This is a genomic window from Enterococcus sp. 10F3_DIV0382 (genome assembly GCF_002140245.1).
Taxonomy (GTDB): domain Bacteria; phylum Bacillota; class Bacilli; order Lactobacillales; family Enterococcaceae; genus Enterococcus_B; species Enterococcus_B lactis.
The window spans coordinates 1,209,345-1,235,386 of the sequence record NZ_NGMF01000001.1; the positions used below are offsets into that span (position 1 = coordinate 1,209,345).

The window sequence follows — 26,042 nt, forward strand, 5'->3', positions numbered from 1 at the left end:
CACAAGGAACAAGTTCAAAAAACAGCTTCTCATGTTTGTTGAATAGTGTGACTTGTGACCGAGGTGTTGGCAGGAGAACACCGTTTATTCGGAACAAGGGACTTTGACACGACTTTTGTCACAGTCCCTTGTTTTTTTGTGGCATTATAAGTGGTATGATCGAACCAAATTCCAAAGAGAAGTGAGGGAGGAAAATGAAGATCATCGTGATTGGACAAAGTGGGTCGGGAAAATCGACCCTCGCAAGGAAGATCAAAGAAATCACCGGCTTTCCGCTACTGCCTCTAGACCTTTTATGGCATACGACAGATTACAGTATTCAGGCAAAACAGTGGTTTTTACAAGAACAGCAATCGTTTATGGTATCTAATCCGTCATGGATCGTTGAAGGAAATTACACTTCTACATTAGAAGAGAGAATCAAAGAAGCAGATAAAATCATTTGGCTTAAAGTGCCGCGTTATGTCGCCATCTACCGAGTAGTTTGGCGTTCTCTAAAAAGAAAGATAAACAAAAAATCACGGCCAGATATGCCTGAAGCATTTACAGAGAAACTAAACAGGGAATACGTAGAATTTTTATCTTTTATCTGGCATTTTGAAGAAAACAATGAACCGAAAATACAGCAACTGATCCAAGAAAACCATGCACGAAACAAACTGATCATCCTTAAAACAAGAGGGGAAAAACAAGAATTTTTAACTAAATTGAAAATAGAGAGCAAAAATAATTGACAGTTTTTGTTTACAAGTGTAATCTGTATTCATAAGTTATTGATTACATTTGTAAACGAAAGGTGTGAAATAAATGGAGAAAGTCAAAACGCCGATAAAAATCAGCGATTCAGAATGGGAGATCATGCGAGTTATTTGGACACTTGGACAGACGACTGCTCAAGAAATCACGCAGATCTTAGCTGATTCAATGGATTGGAAACCAGCAACGATCAAAACTTTGCTGGGACGTTTGGTAAAAAAAGAAGTGATCTGGACAGAACAAGAAGGAAAAAAATTCATTTATCATCCAGCTGTCTCAGAGATGGAAACAGTTCGAAGTGCGACGGAAAATCTTTTTTCCCATATCTGTGCAAAAAGGATTGGAGAGACGATTGCGGATTTAGTAGAAGAAGCTACTTTGACTCAAGAAGATATCAATGAAATCTTGAAACAATTAGAACAAAAGCAACCAGTCGAAACAATCGAATGCAACTGTATCCCAGGTCAATGTGAATGTAAACAACATCAATAGGAGGAAGAAAAAATGAAACAACAATTTTCAATCGAAGGTATGAGCTGCAATCATTGTGCTGCAAGAGTCGAAGAAGCGGTAAGCGCACTTGACGGCGTACAGAAAGTAAAAGTGAACTTGAAAAAAGCAAACGGTACGGTCAAGTTTGATGAAACAAAAGTCCAATCCGAAAAGATTTGTCAAGCAATCAATGGATTGGGATATAAAGCAGAGGTGATTTGATGGCAGCAGCAGAAACCAAAATGGACACATTCGTCATTACAGGTATGACTTGTGCAAATTGTTCTGCTAGGATCGAAAAAGAGCTGAACGGACAACCTGGTGTTGTCAATGCCACAGTCAACTTGGCCACTGAAAAAGCAAGTGTCAAATATGAAGGGACGACCTCTGAAAAATTAATCCAAAGCGTAGAGAACATCGGCTATGGTGCGATTTTGTACGATGAAGCCCATAAACAAAAAATTGCGGAAGAAAAGCAAGCATATTTGAAAAAAATGCTATTCGATCTTGTATTGAGTACGATTTTGACTTTGCCATTGATGCTGTCAATGATTGCCATGATGTTTGGGAGCCATGCGGCAATTGTTCACTTTTTTCATCTGCCAATCGTTCAGTTAGTTCTGTCTACACCTGTCCAATTTTATGTTGGTGCTCGTTTTTATAAAGGGGCGTACCACGCAATCAAGACAAAAGCACCAAATATGGATGTACTGGTAGCAATCGGAACATCAGCTGCTTTTGCATTGAGCATTTACAACGGATTTTTCCGTGGACATCCCCAAGATCTTTATTTTGAAAGCAGCAGTATGATCATCACGTTGATTTTGCTCGGCAAATATTTGGAACATACAGCAAAAACGAAAACAGGTAATGCAATCAAACAATTGATGTCTCTTCAAACAAAAACAGCTCAAGTAATAAGAAACGGTAAAGAAGAAAAGTTAGCGATTGAAGAAGTCGTCGTTGGCGATCAGCTAGTCATCCGTCCTGGTGAGCAGATCCCAGCAGATGGTCGAATCATTTCAGGAAGTAGTGCGATCGATGAAAGTATGCTTACTGGCGAAAGTCTTCCTGTAGAAAAGAATCCAGATGACACACTCTTTGGCGGAACAATCAATACGAATGGTCTGCTTCACATGGCAGTCACACAAGTTGGTAAGCAGACAGTTTTAGCTCAAATCATCCAAATGGTGGAAGACGCTCAAGGAAGCAAAGCACCAATTCAAAAAATCGCGGATCGAATCTCAGGGATTTTTGTTCCGATCGTTTTAGTCATTGCATTCATCACACTAGTGGCGACAGGTTTGATCTCGGGTGATTGGCAACTTGCATTGATCCATAGCGTCTCTGTATTAGTCATTGCGTGTCCATGTGCATTAGGTTTAGCGACTCCAACAGCTATCATGGTAGGAACGGGTGTTGGCGCACGAAACGGAATCTTAATTAAAGGCGGAGAAGCATTAGAAGCAGCTGCTCACTTAGACAGCATTGTTTTGGATAAAACTGGAACGATTACAGAAGGAAAGCCCAAAGTTACAGATCTAGTCGGTTCTAAAGAAGTCCTATCTATTTTTTATACTTTAGAACAAGCTTCTGAACATCCACTAGGTAAAGCAATCGTGGAATACGGAAAACTGCAAGAAGCAGCAACATACGATATGATTGATTTTACAGCTCACCCAGGTGCTGGAATCAGCGGTACGATTAACGGAGTACGCTGTTTTGCGGGTACACGTAAACGATTAATTGAATTGAACCTATCATTTGATGAATACCAAGAACACGCGTTAGAATTAGAACAGCAGGGAAAAACAGTCATGTTTTTAGCTGATGAAAAGCAAGTGATCGGGCTGATTGCCGTGGCAGATCAAATCAAACAAGAAGCCAAACAAGCAATCAAGCAGTTACAGGATAAAGGATTAGATGTCTTTATGCTGACAGGAGACAACAAACTGGCAGCCGAAACGATCGGTAAACAAGTGGGGATTGATCCAATGCACATCTTTGCCGAAGTACTTCCAGAGGATAAAGCAGCCTATGTGGAAAAACTGCAGAAAGATGGCAAAAAAGTCGGTATGGCAGGCGATGGAATCAATGATGCGCCAGCTCTCGCATTAGCTGATGTTGGTATGGCAATGGGAAGTGGAACGGACATCGCGATGGAAACAGCAGATGTAACGCTGATGAATAGTAGTTTGGCGTCCATTGCTCAAACAATCGAGTTGTCTAGAATGACATTGAGAAAAATCAAACAAAATCTTTTCTGGGCTTTTGTCTATAATACGATTGGCATTCCTTTTGCTGCATTAGGCTTTTTGAATCCAATCATTGCAGGAGGAGCGATGGCGTTTAGTTCCGTCAGTGTATTGTTGAACTCCCTGAGCTTAAATCGGCACATGAAAAAGTAAGAGAAGGGATGGAGTAAAAATGAACGGGAACGATATGGAGAAAAAACAGGAGCATAAAAAAGAAGCAGGAAACAAAGAAAGTGCTCATTCAAACGAAAAACAGATGAAGCATGATCATAGCCAGATGGACCATTCGATGCATATGGAACATAACCATGGAGATATAGCGGACAGCAAACAAATGGACCATTCGATGCACATGGATCACGATCATGGCGGTATGGATCATTCCATGCACATGGGGAATTTCAAACAAAAATTTTGGCTATCGCTTATCCTAGCTATCCCAATCATTCTTTTTTCACCAATGATGGGAATGGAATTTCCCTTCCAGATAACATTTCCTGGTTCGGATTGGCTCGTACTGATCTTAGCAACTATACTGTTTATCTATGGCGGACAGCCATTTTTAAGCGGGGCAAAAATGGAATTGAAACAAAAAAGTCCTGCTATGATGACGCTGATCGCGATGGGGATTACAGTTGCATATATTTATAGTGTCTATTCGTTTATCGCGAATCTGATCAATCCTCATACGCACGTCATGGATTTCTTCTGGGAATTAGCTACATTGATCGTCATTATGTTGCTAGGTCACTGGATCGAAATGAACGCTGTTTCGAATGCCAGCAATGCTTTACAAAAACTAGCAGAATTACTGCCAGAATCAGTGAAACGCTTGACGAAAGAAGGAAAAGAAGAGACAGTCTCACTAAAAGAAGTAACCGAAGGCGATCATTTGATCGTCCGTTCCGGTGACAAAATGCCAACAGATGGTGTTATCTTGAAAGGTGAAACTATCGTTGATGAATCAGCTGTGACTGGCGAATCAAAAGGAATCAAAAAGCGAGCCAATGATAAAGTGATCGGCGGTTCTATCAATGGGGATGGAACGATCGAAATCGAAGTAACTGGAACTGGTGAAAATGGGTATCTAGCGAAGGTTATGGAAATGGTGCGAAAAGCACAAGGAGAAAAATCCAAGCTAGAGTCATTATCAGATAAAGTGGCAAAATGGCTGTTTTATATTGCCTTAATTGTCGGTATCTTGGCATTTATCGCATGGTTGTTCTTGACAGATCTTCCTAATGCATTGGAACGTATGGTCACTGTCTTTATCATCGCCTGTCCCCATGCTCTAGGTTTAGCTATCCCATTAGTTGTTGCTCGTTCCACATCGATCGCCGCTAAAAACGGATTGCTTTTGAAAAACCGTAACGCACTAGAGCAAGCCAATGATCTAGATGTGATCATGCTGGACAAAACCGGGACACTGACAGAAGGAAAATTTACGGTAACGGGTGTCGAAGTTCTTGATGATGCGTTCAATAAAAATGAAATCCTTCAATATTTAGGAGCATTGGAAGCGAATGCCAATCATCCATTGGCTATTGGCATTATGAATTATTTGAAAGAACATGAAATCAAGCCTTATCAAGCCGAAAATCTAAAAAATCTTTCAGGAGTTGGGCTAGAGGCAACAGTCAAAAACCAACAAGTGAAAATAGTTAATGAAAAAGAAGTTGAGCGTCTCGGATTAAATGTAGAACAAGCATTATTGAAACCTTACCAAGAACAAGGAAATACCATCAGCTTCCTGATTTTAGAAAATCATCTAGCTGCAATCGTTGCTTTAGGTGATGTAGTAAAAACAGAAGCAAAAGAGTTTATCCGAACATTGAAGGAAAGAAAAATCACTCCAGTCATGCTTACTGGCGACAATAAAAATGCTGCTCAAGCAGTAGCAGATTATTTAGGAATCGAAGAATATTACGGCGGTTTATTACCAGATGATAAAGAAGCTGTTGTCCAGAAATATCTTGACCAAGGGAAAAAAGTAATCATGGTGGGTGATGGGATTAATGATGCGCCAAGTTTAGCCCGTGCTTCTATTGGGATGGCAATAGGTGCAGGAACAGATATCGCAATCGATTCTGCGGATGTCGTCTTGACAAACAGCGATCCAAAAGATATTTTGCATTTCCTTGATTTAGCTAAGCAAACGCGAAAGAAAATGATCCAGAACCTCTGGTGGGGAGCTGGTTACAATATTCTCGCAATTCCACTAGCGGCCGGAATACTTGCACCAATTGGTATCCTATTAAGTCCAGCAGTTGGTGCTGTCTTGATGTCGTTAAGTACGGTAGTCGTAGCGCTGAATGCTTTGACATTGAAAATCAAATAATAATGAAAAAAGGTTGTGACAAAAAACGTGTCACAACCTTTTTTTACGAATAATCGATGCTCAATCAGCTAGTTCTCGGCATTCCAGAAGTAGATTCTCTAGTAATTTTATCTTATTTTTTGAAGCTGCTCCCTTTTGTCATAACCTTTTTGTATACCGTTTTTCTTATTATATGCGTTAGTTCTAAATAGGTTTTTTTATCGAATTTTACCGGATCTGCTTGTCGCCCATATATTTCTGCTTCATATTGAGCAGTTAATCGAATGAAACGTTGATCTAGCTTGAATGTTTGTTCTATTCGTTGGCTGTATGCCTGCAAAGATTCTGTGGGGGTGCGCGGTACCAGTGTTTCCAAATGGTGGAGAAGTTTTTGATACGCAACCGCATTAGTAGAAGCAAAAAAATGAAGATAGATAAGATAACTTGTCCAGCGCAGAGATTTTCTAAATAACAATAGAAAGAACAACAAGACGGATAAACACACCCCAAGGCTGAATAAGACGATTTTATAAGACGGTGTGAGTGTCGTGTTATCTGACGAAATAGTCTCAGGTTTCTCACTGGAAATAGTTTCTACTATATTTTCGCTTTCTTTTGGCTGTTCTTCAGCAGATTGGACGGTTTCTGTTGTTTCAGCGGCTGGTTGTGAAACAGTTGGATTGGCAAATGAAGGAGTTGGTTCAAATGGAAGCCAGCCAAACTCGGGAAAGTACACCTCTGGCCAAGAATGAGCATGACTATTGAGAATGCTGTATTCCTCATTTCCTTGCTCATCTGTTCCTGTTCTAATCCCATCCGTAAACCCTTTTGTCCACCGAGCTGGGATGCCTAGTGTGCGAAGAAGGACGACCATAGAAGTTGAAAAGTTGTCACAGTAGCCGACTTTTGAATCGAAGAGGAAATAATCTACATAATCGCGTTCTTTAGGCGTATGTCCGGTATCCGTTTTGGAATAGCGAAAATTCCCGCTTGTTTTCAAATACTGTTCGACAGCTTCAACTTTACGAATTAAAGTTGCTTCATTTTTGGTCAATTCGATCGCTAAGTCCTCAATACGTTGAGGCAACCCTTTCGGCAACTGAAGATTTGTCTGTTGTTTTTCTAAATCATCGGCCTCTAACTGACTGCTTTTTAATTCTTCTCTCGTAAAAGCTAATCTTTCTGTTTGTAAGGACGCCAATCGCGTCGATTCATTCGGGACAGGGATGAATCGTTGGCTTTCAGGCAAATAGTAAAGCGTTTGTCCACTGGCTAATGAAAAATCAGTCAAGGTAGTATTTCCATAAGGATAAGGTAAGAAAGCTTGGTTTTTTAGCGTCAATGTAATGTTTTCTTTTTCTTCCATAACTGTTTGGTAGCTTGTGATATCAACAGGAAATTCTTGGATTGGTTGGATGGGTGCATCCGGATCTTCTACCCATCCAGAACCGGTGTAATGATTCTTATTTTCTATCTTCCAATAGCCGTTTACTTTCTGGTTCGCTGTAAAAACAACTTCGCCATTATCATACAATGGACCACCAAGTTGTTCATCATTTTCACTGAAACCCGTTCTGGCACTTCCGGTTAATTGATACTCATGGAGTCTGTCATAAAGCCCTTCATCATTAAGATATTCTCGGATCGGTTCACTCGTTTCCTCAAGAGATTGGTGTACTTTTGGGAGATATAAAGGCAAGATGGCGCTGAAAGTGAACAAACAAATAAGCAGGATCGTAGTAAACGACTGGAATCGAGCGTTTCCCGACAACAATCGGAGGGAGAAAAATTGCCTTGCTGCCAAATATACGCATAAAACAGCTACTACCGCAATCATTTCGTACAATAGTTCTTTTTCCCGAAAAACGGTAAGCATCATGAAGTAACCCATCAATGCAAGAAAGGGTGCATACCAATAGTCGTAATCCACGGTCAAAGTAATAAATAAATAGATCAACAACAATATGAGAAAAAAAGCTGTCTTTTCTGGTAAATAATGAAGTTTACCTTGGGATAGATGGAAGAATTCCTCTGTAATTGACGAAAAAAACTGTACGACCCATAATAAAGAAATTGTCTTTGAAGGAAAATAGGTAAACAAACAGCCAATCATTACTGGCAAAGAAAGTAGTAATCGTACCCATTTTTTAGGAATACAGCAGACAATAAGACATAGGATACCAATAGTCAGGATAAGAGGATAGCTATTTTGCAATTGATTAGCTGCTACAAATATCGGAGCACCTACACTTAGCATCATAAAGGAGTAAACGCCACGCAGGTATTTTTCCCATTTAATCGTCAATCCATTCACCTCCTGACAGTGAACATACCTTGTCTTTTTCTTGTATCATGATTTGTTTTTCTGCGAAATAAACAAGATAGACCGTTCGATCTTTCGACAATGTTTCGACAGCTTCTGAGACTTCAGGAGAATGCTCAGGAATAAAGAGGACGATTTGTTTTTTTGCCTGTTTTTTCAAGTGTGCCAAAAAAGTTTTCTCATCGCCAGCGTTCAAAGAAGCAAAATAGGTATATCCAGGATCTTTGCCATGAAAGGTACGGTCGCCTAATATCAGAAGTTCCGGCTGCTTTTCTTTTCTCAGATGCCATAAAGAAAAATACAAATCTAGCAGATGGTCAAATTTCAAGCTAGGTGAACCCCAAAAGCAAAGAAGCGGAGAATATTCTTCTTGATACTCGTATTCGCGGTATAACCACTCTTGACTATGAGCAGACAATTTCCAATTGATTCGGTTAAAAGAATCGCCGGGGCGATAAGAGCGATGTTCTCGAAAATCAAGACCTTTTTGATACGCGTTCAGCTGTTGTTTTTTTTCCAGAACTCTTTGCAATGTTTCTGCTTGAGTTTTATGAAAAGCAGGAAGAACAGTCACAGGAAAAGAAAGCTCTCTTCTTGTCCTTTTTCTAAAAAGTCCTAGACTATCATAGGCTGTAAAAATGACGGTTAATGCTTCATGGAACCCTCTCTCTTTTGGTTGCCAAAGTACTTGGACTTCTTGCGGTTTATTTGTAAGGATCAATATTTCTTGTTTTTTTTCTGCAAAGATCTCTGGAAAGACGATCTGTAAACGAGGGAGAGGGAAAGAAAAAGCTTCTTTTTTGGCTATAGAAAAAATAACCTGTATACTTTTTTTACGATAAACGACTGGCTGGACTGTGCAAGTAACAGAAAGTTTCTTTAGAAAGGTGCTTAATGAAAACACACTCCATGATACATAAAGAGTAAAAAAAGCCAATAAGAACCACCCTAAAGAATTGTTGAATACAAGAGCAAAAAAGACAATGACGAAATATATCAGAAATAACACAAAATTAATGAAATAATCTTTGGCTTTTTCCATTATCTACCTCACGGGAATTGGGATTTGTGCAACAAGGGCATGGATCATTTGTGTCTTTTCGTCTTCCTTCAATGAACGATCGTAAAAAATCAAGCGGTGAGAAAAAACGAAAGGAACTAACTCCTGCAAATCTTTGGGCGTGACGTAATTTCTCCCATGGATTAATGCATAGGCTTTTGCTGCTTGAATAAAGGCAAGGCTTCCTCGTGGACTGATACCAATCTGGATAGCAGAGTGGGTTCTTGTTGCGGATACTAACTGCAAGGCATAAGATGCCACTTCTGGGCTGACAAAGACATTCGCCACTCTTGTTTTTATTTCTTCTATTTCATGACTGTTCAAGACGACCTTCAAATTATCCAACACTTTTTCGAATTTATCCAAAAGTAGCAGAAGTTCGTCGTCAAAAGAAGGATAACCAATTTGTAGTCGGAATAAAAAACGATCGAGCTGTGCTTCCGGCAAAGGATATGTTCCTTCATACTCGATTGGATTTTGTGTAGCTAAGACAAAAAAATGATTGTCTAGGGGGTATGTATTGTTGTCGATCGTTGCATGATTCTCTGCCATTGCTTCTAAAAGTGCTGACTGAGTACGGGGAGTCGTACGATTGATTTCATCTGCTAACAAGATCGTTGTAAAGATTGGCCCCGGACGAAATTCAAACTCTTTTGTTTGTGAGTTATAGACGGAAAAGCCCAAAATATCACTAGGAAGAAGATCAGGTGTGCATTGGACTCTGCTAAAGGTTCCTTGCACAGCCTTTGCTAGTGCTTTGACTAGTAATGTTTTACCTACACCGGGAATATCTTCGAACAAGACATGACCACCTGCTAGCAGGGCAACGATCATCAATTGGATAGTGGAACGTTTACCGATGACCGCTTTTTCTAATTCTTGTATCAACTGATCGATTTTTTGTTTGGATTCTTCGATTTTAGCTTCCATTTTCACATCACCTTCTCATGAAATCACTATTTAATTTAATTGTAATGGAAGGGGATACATCCTACAAGCAAAGTGATTTTATTATGTTTTTTTAAATACATTCGTTTTAAAATGAGAATACAATTAAATTAAGTAAAATAAAAAATAATGAGAGAAATTTGCGTAATTAAGTAAATAGAAAGGGACTTTTTATCTTTTTAGAAAAGAGCCCTTTCTGATCAAACAATATGTTTAGAAACTAGGTGAGAGATGATCAATGAGATGGCAAAAACTATTATCAAAAAATGCACAGAATTTATTTTCACTAATCAACCTAATGAAAGATCTAATCTGGCGAAAAACGGATCTAGCTGAAGAACTGAAAATCGATGTCAAAACAGTTGATCGGCATCTAAAACGTTTGGCAGAAAGCGACTGTCCAATCCAGCTGATTCTTCATAAGAAAACCGTTCAGTTAGTTTATGATCAAGGATATAGCGAACCCTACCTCCTTTTTGTTTTTCTGATTCAATCACCACCTTTTTGTCTACTGAAAAATCTGCTGTTGAATGAACCTTATGAGCAGGAGTATGATCGTTCGACACAAGAGCGGTTGAGAAAATGGTTTGGTGAGTATCACCTTTCGTTTTCTTATAAAAAAGCGCAGATCTTTGGTTCAGAAAGAAAAATACGGTACCTGCTATTTTGTTTCTTGAAAGATTTCCCCCATTTTTTTGCAGACGATGGAGAGCAATCCTTTTCAGAGACATTCATCCAATTATTGAAGCAACGAAAGGATCCGGCAGAAATCGAGATTTTAGGAGACAGTCGAACCCTTTTCTTTGAGTTGTTTCCAGAATTACTTTTTAGAGAAGAGCAGATTTTGCCAATAAAAGAAAAAAATTATCTAGCGATTTTGCGCTTGAGCTGTAACCAGATTACTGAAAAACGGTGGGAACGGATAGAAGAGACACAAGACTATCGGAAATTGACGATCGTAACTGAAAAGCTTGATTCGCTGTTTTGGCTGAATAGTGAGTTTAAAAGTGGAAATAAATCAAAGCTGACAAAAGTACTTTACCAAGAATGGCTTCGTTATGTGATTGGTATCCATGATCGATTGGTGGAAGAAGAAGTTCGTTATTATCAGGAAACATTAGAAAAGTTTCCCAATTCCAAAGATAAACTGTATCAATTTCGTCTAGCAATCCAACAAGCACTTGCACACCCCGCAGTTGAGTGGGGAATGCTTTTACTTAAGACACTCCAAGAACGGGGGTATTTAGATGTCCATCCTCCTGAAGTGAAAATCGTCTTTTTTTTTCGTTATGAACATCAGGAAGCAAGAAGACTTGCCGGGGTACTGAACAAAACCCTAAGACATCGAAAACGGATTTCGATCCATGTTTGCACTCGAAATAAGCCACCTCGTTATGCAGATCTAGTGATTACGGATCATTTTTTTCCATTAGACCATAATGAAGATCAAAAAACGTATCTGTACCATCCTTCATTTGGTATTGAAAGACTACTTACGGATATCAATTACTGGTTAGGGAAAAACCGATAAAACCTTTGGAAAACAGATCAAAACAAGTCAGTCTATGCTATAATAAAAAGCGATTAGTAAAGGAGGAAATCCATTGGAATTAAAGAAATTAGAAGTTCCCACATCTTCGATCACAGAAGTGAAACGATCGCCGATGGATGTATTTGCTCAAGCGCGAGACGCGGGAACTGGCGTATATATATTTAATCGGGAAAAAGTAGCTGGTGTGATGTTGACCCAAGAACAATACGAAACGCTCTTGCAAGAACTAGATGTCCTTCGTCAAACAGTGAAAGAGGAACTGAAAGAACCAAAGGAAAAAGAAATACATGAAGAATCTGTCAATAAAACAGCTTCCGTCGTATCCAATGCTGAAGGGATGGAAGAGTTGGCACAAACATTACAGCACTCGCTTATTACTGGTGTGACGATTACAGCAAAAAATCTAGATGAACGAATGGTCGCACTTGGTTTTATTACGAAAAAAACCGGATTTGGCGGGGTCGTGGATATGCTCAGCGAATTGATGAAAACCGGGAAAATCAATTACCAGCTAAGAAGAAAACCGCAAAATCGGACCATCATCGCTGAAATCATAGGGGAGCAAAACAGTCAATCCCAATTGATGGATAAGATTATTATCAAAAAAATTTTTCTACATGAATTATAAGAAAACCCTATATGTACAAAAAGAAAAAAACAGCTTCTCTTTGTACATATAGGGTTTATTTTTTTAGGGATGCCGTGCTTTTTTATAAGATAAGGCTACCGCCCATAACGATCCAAGGATTTGTGGAACTAAGTAAATGCCAGCTAGAATCAAAATCAGTTGGGTCGGTTTTAAAGGATGATAAAAGTACCGCCATTCAGCAAAATTGACGCAAAATAAATAGGAAGTGACAGTAGATATAATGTTGGCGATAAATAAAGATAAAATACGCCTGCTTTTTTGGAAATAATACCCAGCAAAAAGAGATAAAAATATCAACGTGATGAATCCGCTTACGGAATGATAATAGAAATCAAGCAGTAAAGCGAAATGCACATAAGGAACAAAAGATAAAAGCAATGGAAGATTCTTCCAACACGTTTTTATCATATTTTGTCACCACCTAACAAGTGTTATTATTTTGTTAATTTTATTGTAAATTGAATCATATAATAATCAATTACTTTTTCATTATTTCTAGATTAAATGAATAAACTCTCATGCCATTATCTCTAAAAAAAAAGTTTTTCCCCCTAATTTTTTTAGATAGAAAATTGTATAGTATGATGAAAGAAACATCTAGATGTGTATAAGAGACAGAAATTGGTTTGGGGGAACATTGATGAGAAGAAAAGCAGTAATCGATCGTCTTTATTTATTTTTTTGGTTTTTTCCTATCGTTTTGCTACCTTTTACATGGGTAAATGCTGTTGTGCAAGGTGCCGAGATATTAGGGCTGATCCAAGGAAGTGGATTTGTGGTTTCTAGAAATTTTCCAGCTTTGACTATTTTTTACTTAGTGATAAGTGTAGGTCTATTACTGCCAAAATCTCTGATCAATCATTATAATTGGCAGCTGCTTTATTTTTCTTGTTTACTCATATTCACATCTATGTTTTCCTTGTTGCCTCGCATGATCATCGGTCCTAATGGTTTGAGCGAGAGCGGACTGAAGGATTCAGCATATCCCTCCATGTATTTCTTGACGATCAAACCATGGTTCTATTTAGTAATTGCCTCATTTATTCTTGCAACATTTTTTTACTTCTGGACAGAAATCAGGATAAAAAGTGAACGATCTGTATCTATAAAAAATAACTATTGATGGTGGATCATCAGTAAAAAGCATATGAGCGGCGGAAAACGCATGTTTCTCATATGCTTTTTTTATTATTATGTAAAGAATGCGAAAAACGTTTACATGATTTTTACATAACTTAACTATATTTTTACAGCAACCATACGAGGGATTTACAGTCGACTGATAAACTTTAGTTGTAAATAAGAAAGGAGCAATAAAATGAAAAAAGTATTGTTTACTCTAGGTATGATGGGAATTCTTTTAGCCGGATGCGGCTCAGGATCAGGAAATACAGATGGCTCTGCCACACAAAATAATTCAAGTGACTCAAATGAACAAGTAAAAATCGTTGCGGTAGGTTCGACAGCATTACAGCCGTTAGTCGATGCAGCACAAGAAAGCTTTGTACAAGAAAATCCAAATTATCAAATCTCTGTACAAGGAGGAGGAAGCGGAACTGGTTTGAGCCAAGTCGAAGCTGGAGCAGTTACTATCGGAAACTCTGATGTATTTGCAGAAGAAAGAGACGGAGTTGATGCTTCAAAATTAGTGGATCATAAAGTAGCAGTGGTTGGGATGGCACCAATCGTCAACAAAGATACAGGTGTCAAAGATATCACAAAACAGGAATTGATTGATATCTTTACAGGAAAAATCACTAATTGGAATGAAGTTGGCGGGAAAGATCAAAAAATCAACGTCGTGAACCGTGCAAACGGCAGCGGTACCCGCGCGACATTTGAAAAATGGGGATTAGATGGTGCCACACCTATACAGTCCCAAGAACAAGACTCATCAGGAACTGTTCGGCAGTTGGTAAGTCAAACACCAGGAGCAATCAGCTATTTAGCTTTCTCATATCTCGATGATTCCACACAAGCACTAAGTATCGACGGTGTAGAACCAAAAGAGGAGAATGTAGCAGATAACAGCTGGGGAATCTGGTCATATGAACATATGTACACGAACGGAAAACCTTCCCCTGAAGTTCAAAAATTCTTAGACTACATGATGACAGAAGAAATACAAGAAGGTCCTGTCAAAGAATTAGGGTATTTACCGATCACAATGATGGAAGTAGAACGTGATCACGAAGGAAATATCAAATAACTAGCAGATAAACATACTACGGTAGTCGTTACTATTAAGGAAAAATCAACTATGTTTCCCCACATATACATTTTTCCTTTAATTGTGAAAAATAGTTCCTCATATTTTTCCGTTTTTTGAGCTAATACCGAGGGTCAGCTGATTGAACACCGTTTATTCGAAAAAAAGAGCTACGACATAGAACTGTCGTAGCTTTTTTTTGCTATATGACAGGAATGAAAGGTGTTTGCAAGCTTAATGTGAGGAACACTTTCCATATCTGTTCTATACTGGATAGGAGAAGTTTGGAAATATCCAGAAAACGAAATCAATCGAGGTAGCCACATGAAGAATAAATGGACAAATCGAAGTAAAAAAAAGAAAATAACACAAAAATCATCTGACAAAGTTATCCGTCTTTTTCCCTCGTACAAAGAAGGATTGACAGCAGAACAAGTCAAGGAACGAATAGAAAAAGGTGCAGCAAACGATTCAGTCGATCCCACATTCAAAACAAACCAACAAATTATATTGGAAAATATTTTTACGTATTTCAATTTGATCTTTCTTATCTTAGCTATTTTGCTTTGTTTAGTAGAATCCTATAAGAACTTGACTTTTTTACCAGTTATCATAGCCAATACAGGAATCGCCATTTTTCAGGAAATTCGATCCAAAAAGATCTTGGACGAACTAAATGTTTTAAATACAGCAAAAGTCAATGTCATACGAGACGGGATAGAACAAACAATAGATATAGAAGACCTTGTAATAGATGACATTGTTATTTTAGAGACTGGACATCAAATTCCAGCAGATGCAGAGGTCGTGGAAGGGAAACTGCAAGTTAATGAGGCTTTATTGACAGGCGAAGCAGATGAGATAACCAAAGAAATAGGTGATCCATTGATGTCCGGCAGTTTCGTTGTTTCCGGAAAAGCTTACGCCCGATTAGACAAAGTCGGAGCAGATTCGTATATTTCCCAATTGACAGTCAAAGCCAAGACAATGGGAGAAGGAGAACAGTCGGAGATGATTGCTTCTCTTAATCAATTGATCAAATGGATTGGGATCATCATTATTCCTATCGGTATTCTGCTTTTTTCTCAAAGTTACTTTTTTAATGGAAACACGATGAAAGAAAGTGTCGTCGCAATGGAAGCAGCATTGATTGGTATGATACCTGAAGGACTGTACTTGTTAACGACGATTGCATTAGCATTAAGTGCGACTAAACTAGCAAAGCAAAGAGTTCTTTTACACAATATGAAAAGCATTGAGACATTGGCAAGAGTAAATGTCCTTTGTGTAGATAAAACAGGAACGATCACAGAAAACAAAATGTCTGTCCAAAAAGTGATTGTCTCTAAAAAACAAAAAATAATCAGCCAATCAGATCAACTGGAAGAGCGCATTGCTGACTATGCAAAAGCGATGGCAGGAGACAATGCAACAATGGAAGCCGTCAAAGAATACTTTACAAAAACCACTGATCAATCCTATCACCAAGTCATTCCTTTTTCTTCTGTCCAAAAATTCAGCAGTGTAGCGTTGGGAGACAAGGTATATGTTTTAGGAGCACCCGAAATGGTTTTGCGAGATCAGTTGCCGGAATATGCGGAAGAGTTTGTTTCTTTCGCTGAAAAAGGCTATCGCGTGTTGGTCTTTGGTGTGTACGATGGGATTCTTGAAGAACCAGTATTAACGGAGGCAGTCACACCATTAGGGTATATCCTGATCGCTAATCCTATCAGAAAAGAAGCAAAAGCCACATTCAATTACTTCAAAAAACAGCAAGTAGCCATCAAAGTGATTTCTGGAGATAATCCGCTCACCGTATCTAATGTAGCTGTCCAAGCAGGGATTTCACATGCTGATCAGTACGTTGATGCGTCTAAATTATCAGAAGAAGAATATGAAGCAGCTGTCGAAAAATATACAGTTTTTGGACGCGTCAAGCCAGAACAAAAGAAAATCTTCGTTCAATTGCTAAAGCGTAACAATACAGTAGCTATGACAGGTGATGGCGTGAATGACATTCTAGCCATGAAAGAAGCAGACTGCAGTATAGCGATGGCTTCTGGCAATGAAGCCGCCATGCAGGCCTCACAAGTGGTCTTGCTTGATTCTGACTTTTCACGCATGCCGGAAGTTGTTGCAGAAGGACGGCGCGTCGTGAACAATATTGAGCGATCAGCCAGCTTGTTTTTAGTGAAGAATATTTTCTCCTTTTTGCTTTCGCTGTTTTCAGTCATCTTTGCTTTGACCTATCCTTTAGAACCATCACAGATCACATTGATTAGTTTGTTTACGATTGGACTTCCATCTTTCTTGCTTGCTCTAGAAGAAAACAAAAAGCGAATCAGAGGGAAGTTCATCATGAATGTGATGGAAAAGGCTGTGCCAGGTGGACTGACAGATATGATCGTAGTCGGTGCGTTGGTGATCTGCGGGGTGACTTTGGATCTAAATAAAACAGATGTTTCTACAGCATCTACTATGCTTTTGATTGCAGTAGGATTTCTCGTTCTCTATAAAATCTGTTCACCGCTGAATAAATTCAGAAGTCAGATCATTCTTTTCTGTGCTAGCGGTATCTTTTTTTCGGTCGTTTTTTTGCATAAACTGTTTTCAATCACCGGTATCTCAGCTGTATCGCTTTTGTTGTTGAGTATTTTATTTTTCTCGGCAGATTCGATTTTTAGGCATTTGACTACATTGGTAGAATATTTGTTTGAACGTAAAAATGAAAAAGAGCCGGAGATAATAAATAAATTGCCTCGGTTCCTTCGAGTATTCAAAAGAAATAAATGACTAATAAGATAAAAGAAGCTTAAAAATACATTAACTAAAAAATTGTATTTTCTAAGCTTCTTTCTGTATAAAAAACAAAGCAAATTTTTATCTAGAACTTATAGAAAACCAATTAAATCTTTACTTCAGGTGTCCTATAATCATTTTGAAAGCGTTTTTACAAAAGTGGGAGGAATGCTTCAAATGAAAAATAGAAGATTGCTTCAATTTAGTTTATTTTTAGGTGTACTGTATGGGATTTTCTTATCAGTTTCTATTGATGCTTGTACGACGATTTTAGTAGGAAAAAATGCTTCAGGAGATGGTTCAACGATGATTGCTAGAAATGAAGATCTGAACACGGCTTGGTCAAAATACTTTGTTGTCAGAAAAGAAAATACGAATCCTTCACATTTTGTATCAAAAGGGAATGGATTTACCCTTGATCTTCCGTAAGAACAGCTGAAGTACACAGCGACCCCAGAATGGGATACGTCAGAAGGATTATTTGAAGAAGATGGTATCAATAGCAAGAACGTTGCAATGAGCGCTACTGAATCAGCTACGACAAAGGAAGAGATATTGAAAAAAGATCCATATACCGCGCATGGTATCGCAGAAGACTCTATGTTGACCGTGACCCTTCCTTATATTGATTCAGCAAGAGCAGGGGTAGAACGATTAGGAAAAATCGTTGCTAAGCAAGGAGCTGCGGAGACAAATGGTGTGATTTTCTCTGATAAAAATGAAATCTGGTATATGGAGATACTTAGTGGTCATCAGTGGGCAGCTGTCAAAGTTCCAGATGACTGTTATGCAGTTATTCCTAATATGTTGTCAATTGATTCATTTGATTTGAAGGACAAAGATTCTTATCTTTGTTCAGCAGATTTAGAATCTTTTTTAGAAAAGAATCAACTGATAAATACGAAACGGGATATTTCTTTAAGAGACATATTTGCAGATAAGTCAAAGGATGAAAAATACAATCTTCCTAGGATATGGGATGCACAGAGAAAACTGACACCTTCAAAGAAACAAAAAATAACAGATCGTTCATTTGAGATGTTTGTCAAACCAGATAAACCTATTTCAATTGCAGAAACAGCTTATATCATGACATTACACTTTAATGGTACTGAATATGATACCATCGAAGGGACAAAGCCAGATAAGTATCGTCCAATCTCTGTGCCGAATACGATGGAATCTCATATTCTACAGATAAGAAACAATGTACCAGAAGAAATCAGTGGTATCCATTGGTTAGCGTTGGGGATTCCTGATACAAGCAATTATATACCATTTTATAGCAATATAAGCGAGACACCCGAAGCTTATCAAAAAGGAACAGATATGCCAGATGATATTTCCGCTTACTGGACATATCGGTTGACGAACATCTTGACGAAGCCATACTATAGTGATTTTAAGAAAAATATTACTTTACCAACTCGCCAAAAAGTTCGAGACCATCTATCGAAAGAGTTAGCAAGTACAGACCAACAAGCAAGAGAATTAATAGTAAATCATCCCGAAAAATTAACGGATTATTTGAATCAAAAAACACAAAGTTTTGCTGATTATGCTATAGATGCTTATCAGAAAATGAACCAGGAGCTGATTGTAAAGATGTCAGAAAAGACAGCTACACATCATGACAAAGATCTATAACATGTGGCTCAGCGTTTTTAGCTAATAAAAAGCCTGCTTTTCAGCGTAGTAGATGATCGTTAGACATCTAAACATTGCTGCAAGCAGGCCTTATTTAATTGCTTTTCGGAATGGTAACGGTGAAAGTCGAACCTGTTCCAAGATGACTGTCTACAGTAATTGTACCATGAAGGAGTTGCACGTAGTCTTTTACAATCGCTAACCCTAGTCCGGTCCCGCCTGAATGTCGGCTTCGTGCCTTGTCTACGCGGTAAAAACGCTCAAAGATCCGTTCCTGATCCTCAATGTCGATACCTATACCAAAATCTTGGACAGAAAACGATAATTCATCTGTTGCCTGGTAACGGATAATGATCTCGCTGTCGTTTTTTGAGTATTGGACAGCATTTTCAATCAGATTTTTGAGGATTGGATAAAGGATATCTGTTTTAGTAGTAAATGGTTCGTTCTTTCCAATCAATCGAATCGTCAACCGTTTCTTTTCGATGATTGGCTGATAATTTTGAACGATTTGCTGGAAATAAGGTTCTGTATAAATCGTCTGGATCTCGTAAGAATTTTCACCGTCTTTTGACAGCTGGATGATTTCCCGAATCAATTTATCTAACCGAATCGCATCTTTTTGCATGATCTCAAGAAAAGAAGTCAGAGTTTGTGGGTCATCTTTTGCACCATCCAGTAAAGTCTCGGTAAAACCAATCAGTGAAGTCACAGGAGTTTTTAATTCGTGGGAGACGTTGCCCACGAAATCCTTTTGTAGCTTTTCTAAACGTCGCACTTTCGTTAAGTCATACGCCACCCCTAGAATCTGTCCGGTACCTTCTGAATTAGTAAAGTAGCGCAAACTCAAGTCTAATGTCTGTCGTCCTTCAGCGATGGTGATCTCCTGATGGATCAGCGGATGCTCAGGAGTCACTTGGTGAATCAGCTGAATGAGTTTTGGCTCTTGGATGACTTCTGTGTATCGTTGTTCAGGTTCATAGCTTGTCACGTTTAAATGCAACTGCATCTTTGGATTAAGCAGTAGTAAACGAGAATCAGCATCATCAATCAGGAATACGCCTATCATCAGTTCATTTAATAATGTGTACAATTGTTCTTCTGTTGTAGTATACGCTCGATACATCTTACTCATTTGTTCGCTCAGCGCATTGATCGTCTGATACAATTCCTCCCATTGGTCAGGTGTCTGCATGATTACTTCTGATTGGTTTGGATTTTGTACCATTTTTCTAAGAACAGGCAGGACAGTTTTCAAAGGCTGATTTTTTTGGTAGATCAGGTAATAGATCATTCCTGCAAGAACAAGGAAGAAAGACAGAAAGAAGAAAAAGACCCAACGGCGAAAACTTTCCGTTCTCGGTAAAAATCCGCTTGTCGGTTCTGCGATACGTAAAATGGCTTCTAACTGGCCTCCTTTTTTGACTGGTAATGCGACGTATAAAAGATCCTCATTCAAAGTAGTACTTTTGCGCAAAGCGCTACCTAGGTTCCCACCATTCAATACAGCTTTTATTTCTGGACGAGAACTTCGCTGTTCATTCAATGTTTCATTGTTTGTGTCAAATAAGATTTTTCCAGTAGCATCCATTAAAGTGATCCGTTCGTTCGACTGATGGACGAATTCTTCCAAAGCAGTTTTGTTTTGCGCCGCTTGGAGGTTTTCGACATCTAATTGCCGGATCAGTAGTTGTGCTTTTTTTGTCAGGTAGCTTTCTTGCTGTTCGACGATCTGTTGTTGGAAATAATGGGAGATCAATTGCCAACCACCAAAAAATAAACTAATCAAAAGAATAAGAAAGAAGAGACGCTCATAAATTTTTTTCCATTTCATCGTTTTGGTTCCTGAAACTTATAGCCAAATCCTCTAACAGTCACCAAGTACTTTGGATGTTTTGGATCTCGCTCGATTTTTTCTCGCAAATGACTAACGTGTACATCTACGATACGGCTTTGTCCTGCGAAGTCAAAATTCCAAATGCGGTCTAGCAATGTGTCGCGATCGATCACACGGTCTTTTCGTTTCATGAAATAAACGAGTAATTCAAATTCTTTCGGTGTTAGTTCAATCAGATGATCGTCTACGGTGACTTGATAATTGGTCAAATCAGCAGTGATTTGTCCAATCGATAGATATTCAGGCTCAGCTTCATCTTTTGATTGCTTACGAGGTTCGATCCGTCTGAATATGGCTTTCATACGGGCTAATACTTCACGTGGACTAAATGGTTTGGTCAAATAGTCATCAGCACCTATCTCAAGACCAATGATTCGATCCACCTGATCATCTTTAGCCGTCAGCATCAAAATCGGTGTTTCATTTTTTTCTTGACGCAGCCGCTGAGTGATCTCCATGCCATCCATCGTTGGAAGCATCACATCTAAAATGATGAAATCAAATGATTGTTCTAATGCTAATTCTAATCCTTCGCCTCCATCTGCGGCACTGGTTACCTTATAGCCTTCTTTTTCCAAATTGAACGTCAAGAGCGTCACAATAGAAGGTTCATCATCAACAACTAGTATTTTTTTCATTCAAATCTCCTTTAAATAGGTTTCATTCTGTTTATATTTTAGCATAGAATCAGTACAAGGGGCTATTTTACAGAAGAAATAAATGGTATAATAGGAAGGCACTTTGCTGAATAGAAAGGAAGAGCAGTCAATGATTGGAATCAGTGCATGTTTAGGCGGTCTGGCCTGTCGCTATGATGGACAGAAAAAAGAAGTACCAGAATTGATGGAACTAGTTGAAACTGGCGAAGCCGTCATGGTCTGTCCAGAAGTAATCGGCGGATTGTCAATTCCTAGAGATCCTGCTGAAATCATTGGTGGAAATGGGTTCGATGTGTGGAAAGATCAAGCAAAAGTATGGACGACAAGCGGCGAAGATGTAACGGAAGCGTACAAAAACGGCGCGATCAAAGCCTATCAAAAATTGCAGGAAAAGCACATTGATCTAGTCATCGTGAAGGAAAAAAGCCCTTCATGCGGGACCCATTCGATTTATGATGGAAGCTTTTCCGGAATAACAAAAAATGGCGCCGGAGTGGCCACTGCTTATTTTATTCAGCAAAAAATGACTGTGCTCTCTGATGAAGAATGGCTGAAAACTAGAGGTGAGCAGAATGGAAATCGAAAAGACCAATCGAATGAACGCGCTCTTTGAATTTTATTCGACCTTATTGACAGAAAAACAAATGAACTACATGGAGTTATATTATGCAGATGATTTTTCATTAGGCGAGATCGCGGAAGAATACGAAGTAAGTCGTCAAGCAGTATATGATAATATCAAGCGGACAAGCAAGATCTTGGAGGATTATGAAAAAAAACTCCATCTCTTCTCTGATTATATTGTCCGAGAACAGATATTGGAAAAGATGACCGCATATATTACTGATAAGTATCCGGAAGATAAAAAACTGCTTGAATATGTACAGCAAATTCAAGCAATCGAAGAATAAATAAAAGGAATGAAGAAAATATGGCATTTGAAAGCTTAACTGAACGTCTCCAGCAGGCGATGGGAAAACTAAGAAAAAAAGGAAAAGTATCAGAAGCTGACGTAAAAGAAATGATGCGGGAAATCCGCCTTGCCTTACTAGAAGCCGATGTTAACTTGCAAGTAGTCAAAGACTTTACTAAACGCGTACGCGAACGTGCGGTAGGGGCAGAAGTGCTGGAAAGTTTATCACCAGCACAACAAATCGTAAAAATCGTTGATGAAGAATTAACAATCACACTTGGTTCTGAAACAGCAGAGTTAAATAAATCACCAAAAATACCAACTGTTATCATGATGGCTGGTCTACAAGGGGCAGGTAAAACAACTTTTACCGGTAAATTAGCGAATTATTTAAAGAAAAATGAAAATGCTCGTCCGCTCCTAATCGCAGGGGACGTATATCGGCCAGCAGCGATCGACCAATTGAAAGTATTAGGTCAACAGCTAGATGTTCCTGTATTTGATATGGGAACAGAAGTCAGCCCAGTAGAAATCGTTCGTCAAGGGATGGAGCTAGCAAGAGAAAAGAAAAACGACTATGTATTGATCGATACGGCAGGACGTCTACACATCGATGAAACATTGATGGATGAGTTGAAACAAATCAAAGAATTAACTCAACCAAATGAGATCTTGTTGGTTGTCGATGCCATGACTGGTCAAGATGCCGTCAATGTAGCTGACAGCTTCAATCAGCAATTAGGGATTACTGGAGTAGTCATCACTAAACTTGATGGGGATACTCGAGGCGGGGCAGCATTATCGATCCGCTCAGTGACAGGCGCACCAATCAAATTCATCGGTTCTGGTGAAAAATTGACTGACTTAGAAGTATTCCACCCAGATCGTATGGCTAGCCGTATCCTTGGTATGGGGGACATGCTGACACTGATTGAAAAAGCGCAGCAAGACTATGATGAGAAAAAAGCGGAAGAACTTGCACAGAAGATGCGGGAAAACTCATTTGATTTCAATGACTTTATTGAACAACTCGATCAAGTGATGGGGATGGGCCCACTGGAAGATCTAATCAAAATGATCCCAGGAATGAATCAAGTCCCTGGAATCGAAAACGTCAAGGTAGATCCAAAAGATGTTGAACGCAAAAAAGCGATGGTTTATTCTATGACACCAGCAGAAAGAGCAAATCCTGATCTGTTGAATCCAAGCCGTCGTCGCCGAATTGCTGCTGGTTCTGGAAACAGTGTGGTTGAAGTAAACCGAATGATCAAGCAATTCAAGGAATCAAGAAAAATGATGCAACAAATGTCCAAAGGGGATATGAACATCCCAGGTATGGACCAAATGTTTGGATCAGGCGTCAAAGGGAAACTAGGCAAAATGGCGATGAATCGAATGATCAAGAAAAATAAGAAGAAAAAGAAAAAACGGAAATAAGATAAAAAAAACAGCTTCGGTACAGACTGAAAATGTCTATTGCCGGAGCTTTTCTATCAGCAATTTTTATTCTTTACTGATACAATTACTCTAAACAAAGAGGTGGCACAAATGAGATGTCCGTGGAGTGAACAGACAGAAAATATGCAGCAATATCATGATACTGTCTGGGGTGTTCCTGAATATGATGACCAAAAGCTGTTCCGAAAATTGATGCTCGACATCAATCAGGCAGGATTGAGTTGGCAGACGATTTTAAATAAAAGTGAAGCATTCGATAAAGCATATGATCAATTCGATATCCAAAAAGTCGCAAATTATGGAGAAACAAAAATGAGCGAACTAATGGAAAACAAAGGAATTATTCGGAACCGCAGAAAAATCGAAGCTGCTGTCCAAAACGCTAAAGCAGTCTTGAAGATTCAAGAAGAATTCGGCAGTTTTTCTGAGTATCTTTGGTCGTTTTCTAATGGAAAAATCGTTGATTCTTCTTATCATTCACAAGAAGAAGTCCCGACAACAAGTCCTCTTTCAGATGAATTAGCAAAAGATCTAAAGAAAAGAGGATTTAAATTTATTGGCAGTACGACAATCTATGCTTTTTTAGAAGCAGTCGGGATCATCAATGATCACCTTGACAGTTGTTTCCGCAAAGAAGAGGTCGTACGTATCGGAAGAAAATAAAGAAAGGGCGAATAAAACATGCGAAAAATCATATTTTATGGCGCTGTAAGTTTAGATGGTTATTTGGCAACGAAAACGGATGACCTTCAATGGCTTTTTGACACTCCGACAGGTGAGCAAACCACTTATGAAGCTTTTTATGAAACAATCGATACGACCATCATGGGCAGGAAAACTTATCAAGAAGCAAAAAAATATTTGGAAACCGAAGCAATTTATCCAGAGAAAAAGAATTTCGTTTTTTCAACCAATGCACAATTACAATTGCCAGATGCTGAGGTCGTACACGAAGAGCCTGTTGCTTTTCTAAAAAATCTACAAATGACAGAAGGAAAAGATATCTGGGTCGTGGGTGGCGGTCGATTGATCAAACCGTTAGTAGAACATCAAATGATTGATGAATGGTATATCCAGATTGCCCCTGTATTATTAGGGGACGGAATCCCTTTATTCCAAAAAGGAACCTATGAAGCACGTTTTGAATTGCTAGATACGACACGATTCGGTGAATTTATCGAATTACATTATGTACGAAAGTAGAAGCAAATAAAACAAAAGAAGCGTGAGACAAAAGTGTTCTTTACTTTTGTCTCACGCTCTAAACACATATAAACGGCGGAAGCAGAAGCAACTCCTTCGGAAATAAGCTGAATTTCACAAAAATTTGAAAAGCAATTTTCGTGAATTCCTTCTTATTTCTTGGAGTTAAACGCTTCTGTCCCAGCCTCTTTTTTTAATTGTTCTGATTTTATTCTGCTAATTTGTTAGAAAAATCTAGATACGCATCTAAAATCGTTTGGAAGAAACTTAATGTTCCTTCAACGATATTGCCGTTTTCATCAATTAGATTCGCAACGTTTCCGATATATGCTTCCGGTTGTTGCAAGGTTGGCACATTCAAAAAGACAAGTGATTGGCGTAGATGGTGGTTTGCGCCAAAGCCGCCAATCCCACCTGGTGATGCAGTAACGACTAAACCTGGTTTATGATCCCAAACACTGTGTCCATAAGGTCTTGAGCCTACATCTAAAGCGTTTTTCAATACTGCTGGCACAGAGCGGTTGTATTCAGGAGTAACGAAAACGACACCGTCTAATCCGCTCACTTCCTCACGAAAACGAGTCCATTCAGCAGGAGCTTTTTCTGGGGTTTCAAGATCCTCATTGTAAAATGGCAGATCATCGAATTTTACAAATACACTTTCGTACCCTTCAGGAAGCAATTTCGCAAAAGCTTCTGCTACTTTTTTGTTGTAAGAATCTTTTCTTAAACTACCAATAAAAAATCCAATTTTTTTTGTCATACGATTTTTCCTCCTTCAAACTATCTATAATAATCTTACAAAAAATAAGTAACTGGAGCAAATAAAAACACTTACTGGCAAAAGTTTCGTTTTAGTTGACAAATGATCGCGAAGTATCGTTAGTCTCCATTGCCAACCCTCT

Annotated in this window: 22 protein-coding genes and 1 pseudogene; 16 read left to right on the plus strand and 7 right to left on the minus strand. The window is 38.7% G+C overall.

Annotated features, from left to right (window positions below; genetic code table 11):
* Nucleotides 1–194 precede the first annotated feature (194 nt).
* The 5 genes from A5849_RS06080 (at nucleotide 195) to copB (ending at nucleotide 5,841) form a co-directional block, all read left to right on the plus strand.
* The gene (locus A5849_RS06080; RefSeq protein ID WP_002313548.1) at nucleotides 195–734 is read left to right on the plus strand and encodes a topology modulation protein; all 540 of its coding nucleotides are present in this window, start codon (nucleotides 195–197) and stop codon (nucleotides 732–734) included.
* Nucleotides 735–807: 73 nt separating this feature from the next.
* On the plus strand, nucleotides 808–1,248 hold the full coding sequence (locus tag A5849_RS06085; protein ID WP_002336514.1) for a CopY/TcrY family copper transport repressor: 441 nt from the start codon (nucleotides 808–810) through the stop codon (nucleotides 1,246–1,248).
* Between the two features lie 12 nt (nucleotides 1,249–1,260).
* Nucleotides 1,261–1,470: a copper chaperone CopZ gene (gene copZ / locus A5849_RS06090; RefSeq protein ID WP_002308701.1), complete on the plus strand. Its 210-nt coding sequence runs from the start codon at nucleotides 1,261–1,263 to the stop codon at nucleotides 1,468–1,470.
* Complete coding sequence (locus A5849_RS06095; RefSeq protein ID WP_002348518.1) at nucleotides 1,470–3,656, plus strand: cation-translocating P-type ATPase; 2,187 nt, start codon at nucleotides 1,470–1,472, stop codon at nucleotides 3,654–3,656. The genes copZ and A5849_RS06095 overlap by 1 nt, the downstream gene beginning before the upstream one ends.
* Nucleotides 3,657–3,675: 19 nt before the next feature.
* Nucleotides 3,676–5,841, plus strand: a complete 2,166-nt coding sequence (gene copB, locus A5849_RS06100; RefSeq protein ID WP_002316394.1) for a copper/silver-translocating P-type ATPase CopB — start codon at nucleotides 3,676–3,678, stop codon at nucleotides 5,839–5,841.
* Nucleotides 5,842–5,953: 112 nt separating this feature from the next.
* Here copB and A5849_RS06105 read toward each other — a convergent pair whose 3' ends face one another.
* Genes A5849_RS06105 through A5849_RS06115 form a run of 3 tightly spaced genes read right to left on the minus strand, consistent with a single transcriptional unit; the run spans nucleotide 5,954 to nucleotide 10,133 of the window.
* Entirely contained in the window at nucleotides 5,954–8,125 is a 2,172-nt protein-coding gene (locus tag A5849_RS06105) for a transglutaminase domain-containing protein (protein ID WP_025478143.1), read from the minus strand.
* Nucleotides 8,115–9,185, minus strand: a complete 1,071-nt coding sequence (locus A5849_RS06110; RefSeq protein WP_086309996.1) for a DUF58 domain-containing protein — start codon at nucleotides 9,183–9,185, stop codon at nucleotides 8,115–8,117. The genes A5849_RS06105 and A5849_RS06110 overlap by 11 nt, the downstream gene beginning before the upstream one ends.
* Before the next feature lie 3 nt (nucleotides 9,186–9,188).
* A complete protein-coding gene (locus A5849_RS06115; RefSeq protein WP_002313554.1) occupies nucleotides 9,189–10,133 on the minus strand; it encodes a MoxR family ATPase in 945 nt (314 codons plus the stop codon).
* A gap of 256 nt (nucleotides 10,134–10,389) precedes the next feature.
* Here A5849_RS06115 and A5849_RS06120 point away from each other — a divergent pair, with 256 nt between their 5' ends.
* Together A5849_RS06120 and A5849_RS06125 are read left to right on the plus strand one after the other, a co-directional pair.
* Nucleotides 10,390–11,682 carry a hypothetical protein gene (locus A5849_RS06120; protein ID WP_002348521.1) on the plus strand — a complete coding sequence of 431 codons (1,293 nt, stop codon included), beginning with the start codon at nucleotides 10,390–10,392 and terminating at the stop codon, nucleotides 11,680–11,682.
* 73 nt (nucleotides 11,683–11,755) lie between these two features.
* A complete protein-coding gene (locus tag A5849_RS06125) occupies nucleotides 11,756–12,331 on the plus strand; it encodes a hypothetical protein (protein ID WP_002291618.1) in 576 nt (191 codons plus the stop codon).
* A gap of 63 nt (nucleotides 12,332–12,394) precedes the next feature.
* Here A5849_RS06125 and A5849_RS06130 read toward each other — a convergent pair whose 3' ends face one another.
* Nucleotides 12,395–12,760, minus strand: a complete 366-nt coding sequence (locus tag A5849_RS06130) for a hypothetical protein (protein WP_002313555.1) — start codon at nucleotides 12,758–12,760, stop codon at nucleotides 12,395–12,397.
* A gap of 232 nt (nucleotides 12,761–12,992) precedes the next feature.
* Between A5849_RS06130 and A5849_RS06135 the strand changes: the two genes are divergently transcribed.
* The 4 genes and pseudogenes from A5849_RS06135 (at nucleotide 12,993) to A5849_RS06150 (ending at nucleotide 19,007) form a co-directional block, all read left to right on the plus strand.
* On the plus strand, nucleotides 12,993–13,475 hold the full coding sequence (locus tag A5849_RS06135) for a hypothetical protein (RefSeq protein ID WP_002336505.1): 483 nt from the start codon (nucleotides 12,993–12,995) through the stop codon (nucleotides 13,473–13,475).
* Between the two features lie 195 nt (nucleotides 13,476–13,670).
* Nucleotides 13,671–14,561 carry a phosphate ABC transporter substrate-binding protein PstS family protein gene (locus A5849_RS06140; protein WP_002336504.1) on the plus strand — a complete coding sequence of 297 codons (891 nt, stop codon included), beginning with the start codon at nucleotides 13,671–13,673 and terminating at the stop codon, nucleotides 14,559–14,561.
* Nucleotides 14,562–14,885: 324 nt separating this feature from the next.
* Nucleotides 14,886–17,354, plus strand: coding sequence for a cation-translocating P-type ATPase (locus A5849_RS06145; protein WP_002348523.1), 2,469 nt, complete (start codon nucleotides 14,886–14,888; stop codon nucleotides 17,352–17,354).
* Between the two features lie 183 nt (nucleotides 17,355–17,537).
* Nucleotides 17,538–19,007: pseudogene (locus A5849_RS06150) on the plus strand (C69 family dipeptidase).
* Nucleotides 19,008–19,101: 94 nt separating this feature from the next.
* On the opposite strand, the gene A5849_RS06155 reads toward A5849_RS06150, so the two are convergent.
* Together A5849_RS06155 and A5849_RS06160 are read right to left on the minus strand one after the other, a co-directional pair.
* A complete protein-coding gene (locus tag A5849_RS06155) occupies nucleotides 19,102–20,841 on the minus strand; it encodes an ATP-binding protein (RefSeq protein ID WP_002348526.1) in 1,740 nt (579 codons plus the stop codon).
* Entirely contained in the window at nucleotides 20,838–21,542 is a 705-nt protein-coding gene (locus tag A5849_RS06160; RefSeq protein WP_002291606.1) for a response regulator transcription factor, read from the minus strand. Before A5849_RS06160 ends, A5849_RS06155 begins: the two co-directional genes overlap by 4 nt.
* 130 nt (nucleotides 21,543–21,672) lie before the next feature.
* On the opposite strand from A5849_RS06160, the gene A5849_RS06165 reads away from it, so the two are divergent.
* The 5 genes from A5849_RS06165 (at nucleotide 21,673) to A5849_RS06185 (ending at nucleotide 25,137) form a co-directional block, all read left to right on the plus strand.
* Nucleotides 21,673–22,176, plus strand: a complete 504-nt coding sequence (locus A5849_RS06165) for a DUF523 domain-containing protein (RefSeq protein WP_002313561.1) — start codon at nucleotides 21,673–21,675, stop codon at nucleotides 22,174–22,176.
* Nucleotides 22,136–22,474: a putative DNA-binding protein gene (locus A5849_RS06170; RefSeq protein WP_002291603.1), complete on the plus strand. Its 339-nt coding sequence runs from the start codon at nucleotides 22,136–22,138 to the stop codon at nucleotides 22,472–22,474. Before A5849_RS06165 ends, A5849_RS06170 begins: the two co-directional genes overlap by 41 nt.
* 20 nt (nucleotides 22,475–22,494) lie before the next feature.
* Nucleotides 22,495–23,913 carry a signal recognition particle protein gene (gene ffh / locus A5849_RS06175; RefSeq protein ID WP_002291602.1) on the plus strand — a complete coding sequence of 473 codons (1,419 nt, stop codon included), beginning with the start codon at nucleotides 22,495–22,497 and terminating at the stop codon, nucleotides 23,911–23,913.
* A gap of 111 nt (nucleotides 23,914–24,024) precedes the next feature.
* Nucleotides 24,025–24,597 carry a DNA-3-methyladenine glycosylase I gene (locus A5849_RS06180; RefSeq protein ID WP_025478147.1) on the plus strand — a complete coding sequence of 191 codons (573 nt, stop codon included), beginning with the start codon at nucleotides 24,025–24,027 and terminating at the stop codon, nucleotides 24,595–24,597.
* 18 nt (nucleotides 24,598–24,615) lie between these two features.
* Complete coding sequence (locus tag A5849_RS06185) at nucleotides 24,616–25,137, plus strand: dihydrofolate reductase family protein (protein ID WP_002348529.1); 522 nt, start codon at nucleotides 24,616–24,618, stop codon at nucleotides 25,135–25,137.
* 208 nt (nucleotides 25,138–25,345) lie between these two features.
* Here the strand turns inward: A5849_RS06185 and A5849_RS06190 are convergent, their stop codons facing one another.
* Nucleotides 25,346–25,900: an NADPH-dependent FMN reductase gene (locus A5849_RS06190; RefSeq protein WP_002290264.1), complete on the minus strand. Its 555-nt coding sequence runs from the start codon at nucleotides 25,898–25,900 to the stop codon at nucleotides 25,346–25,348.
* Nucleotides 25,901–26,042: the final 142 nt, after the last annotated feature.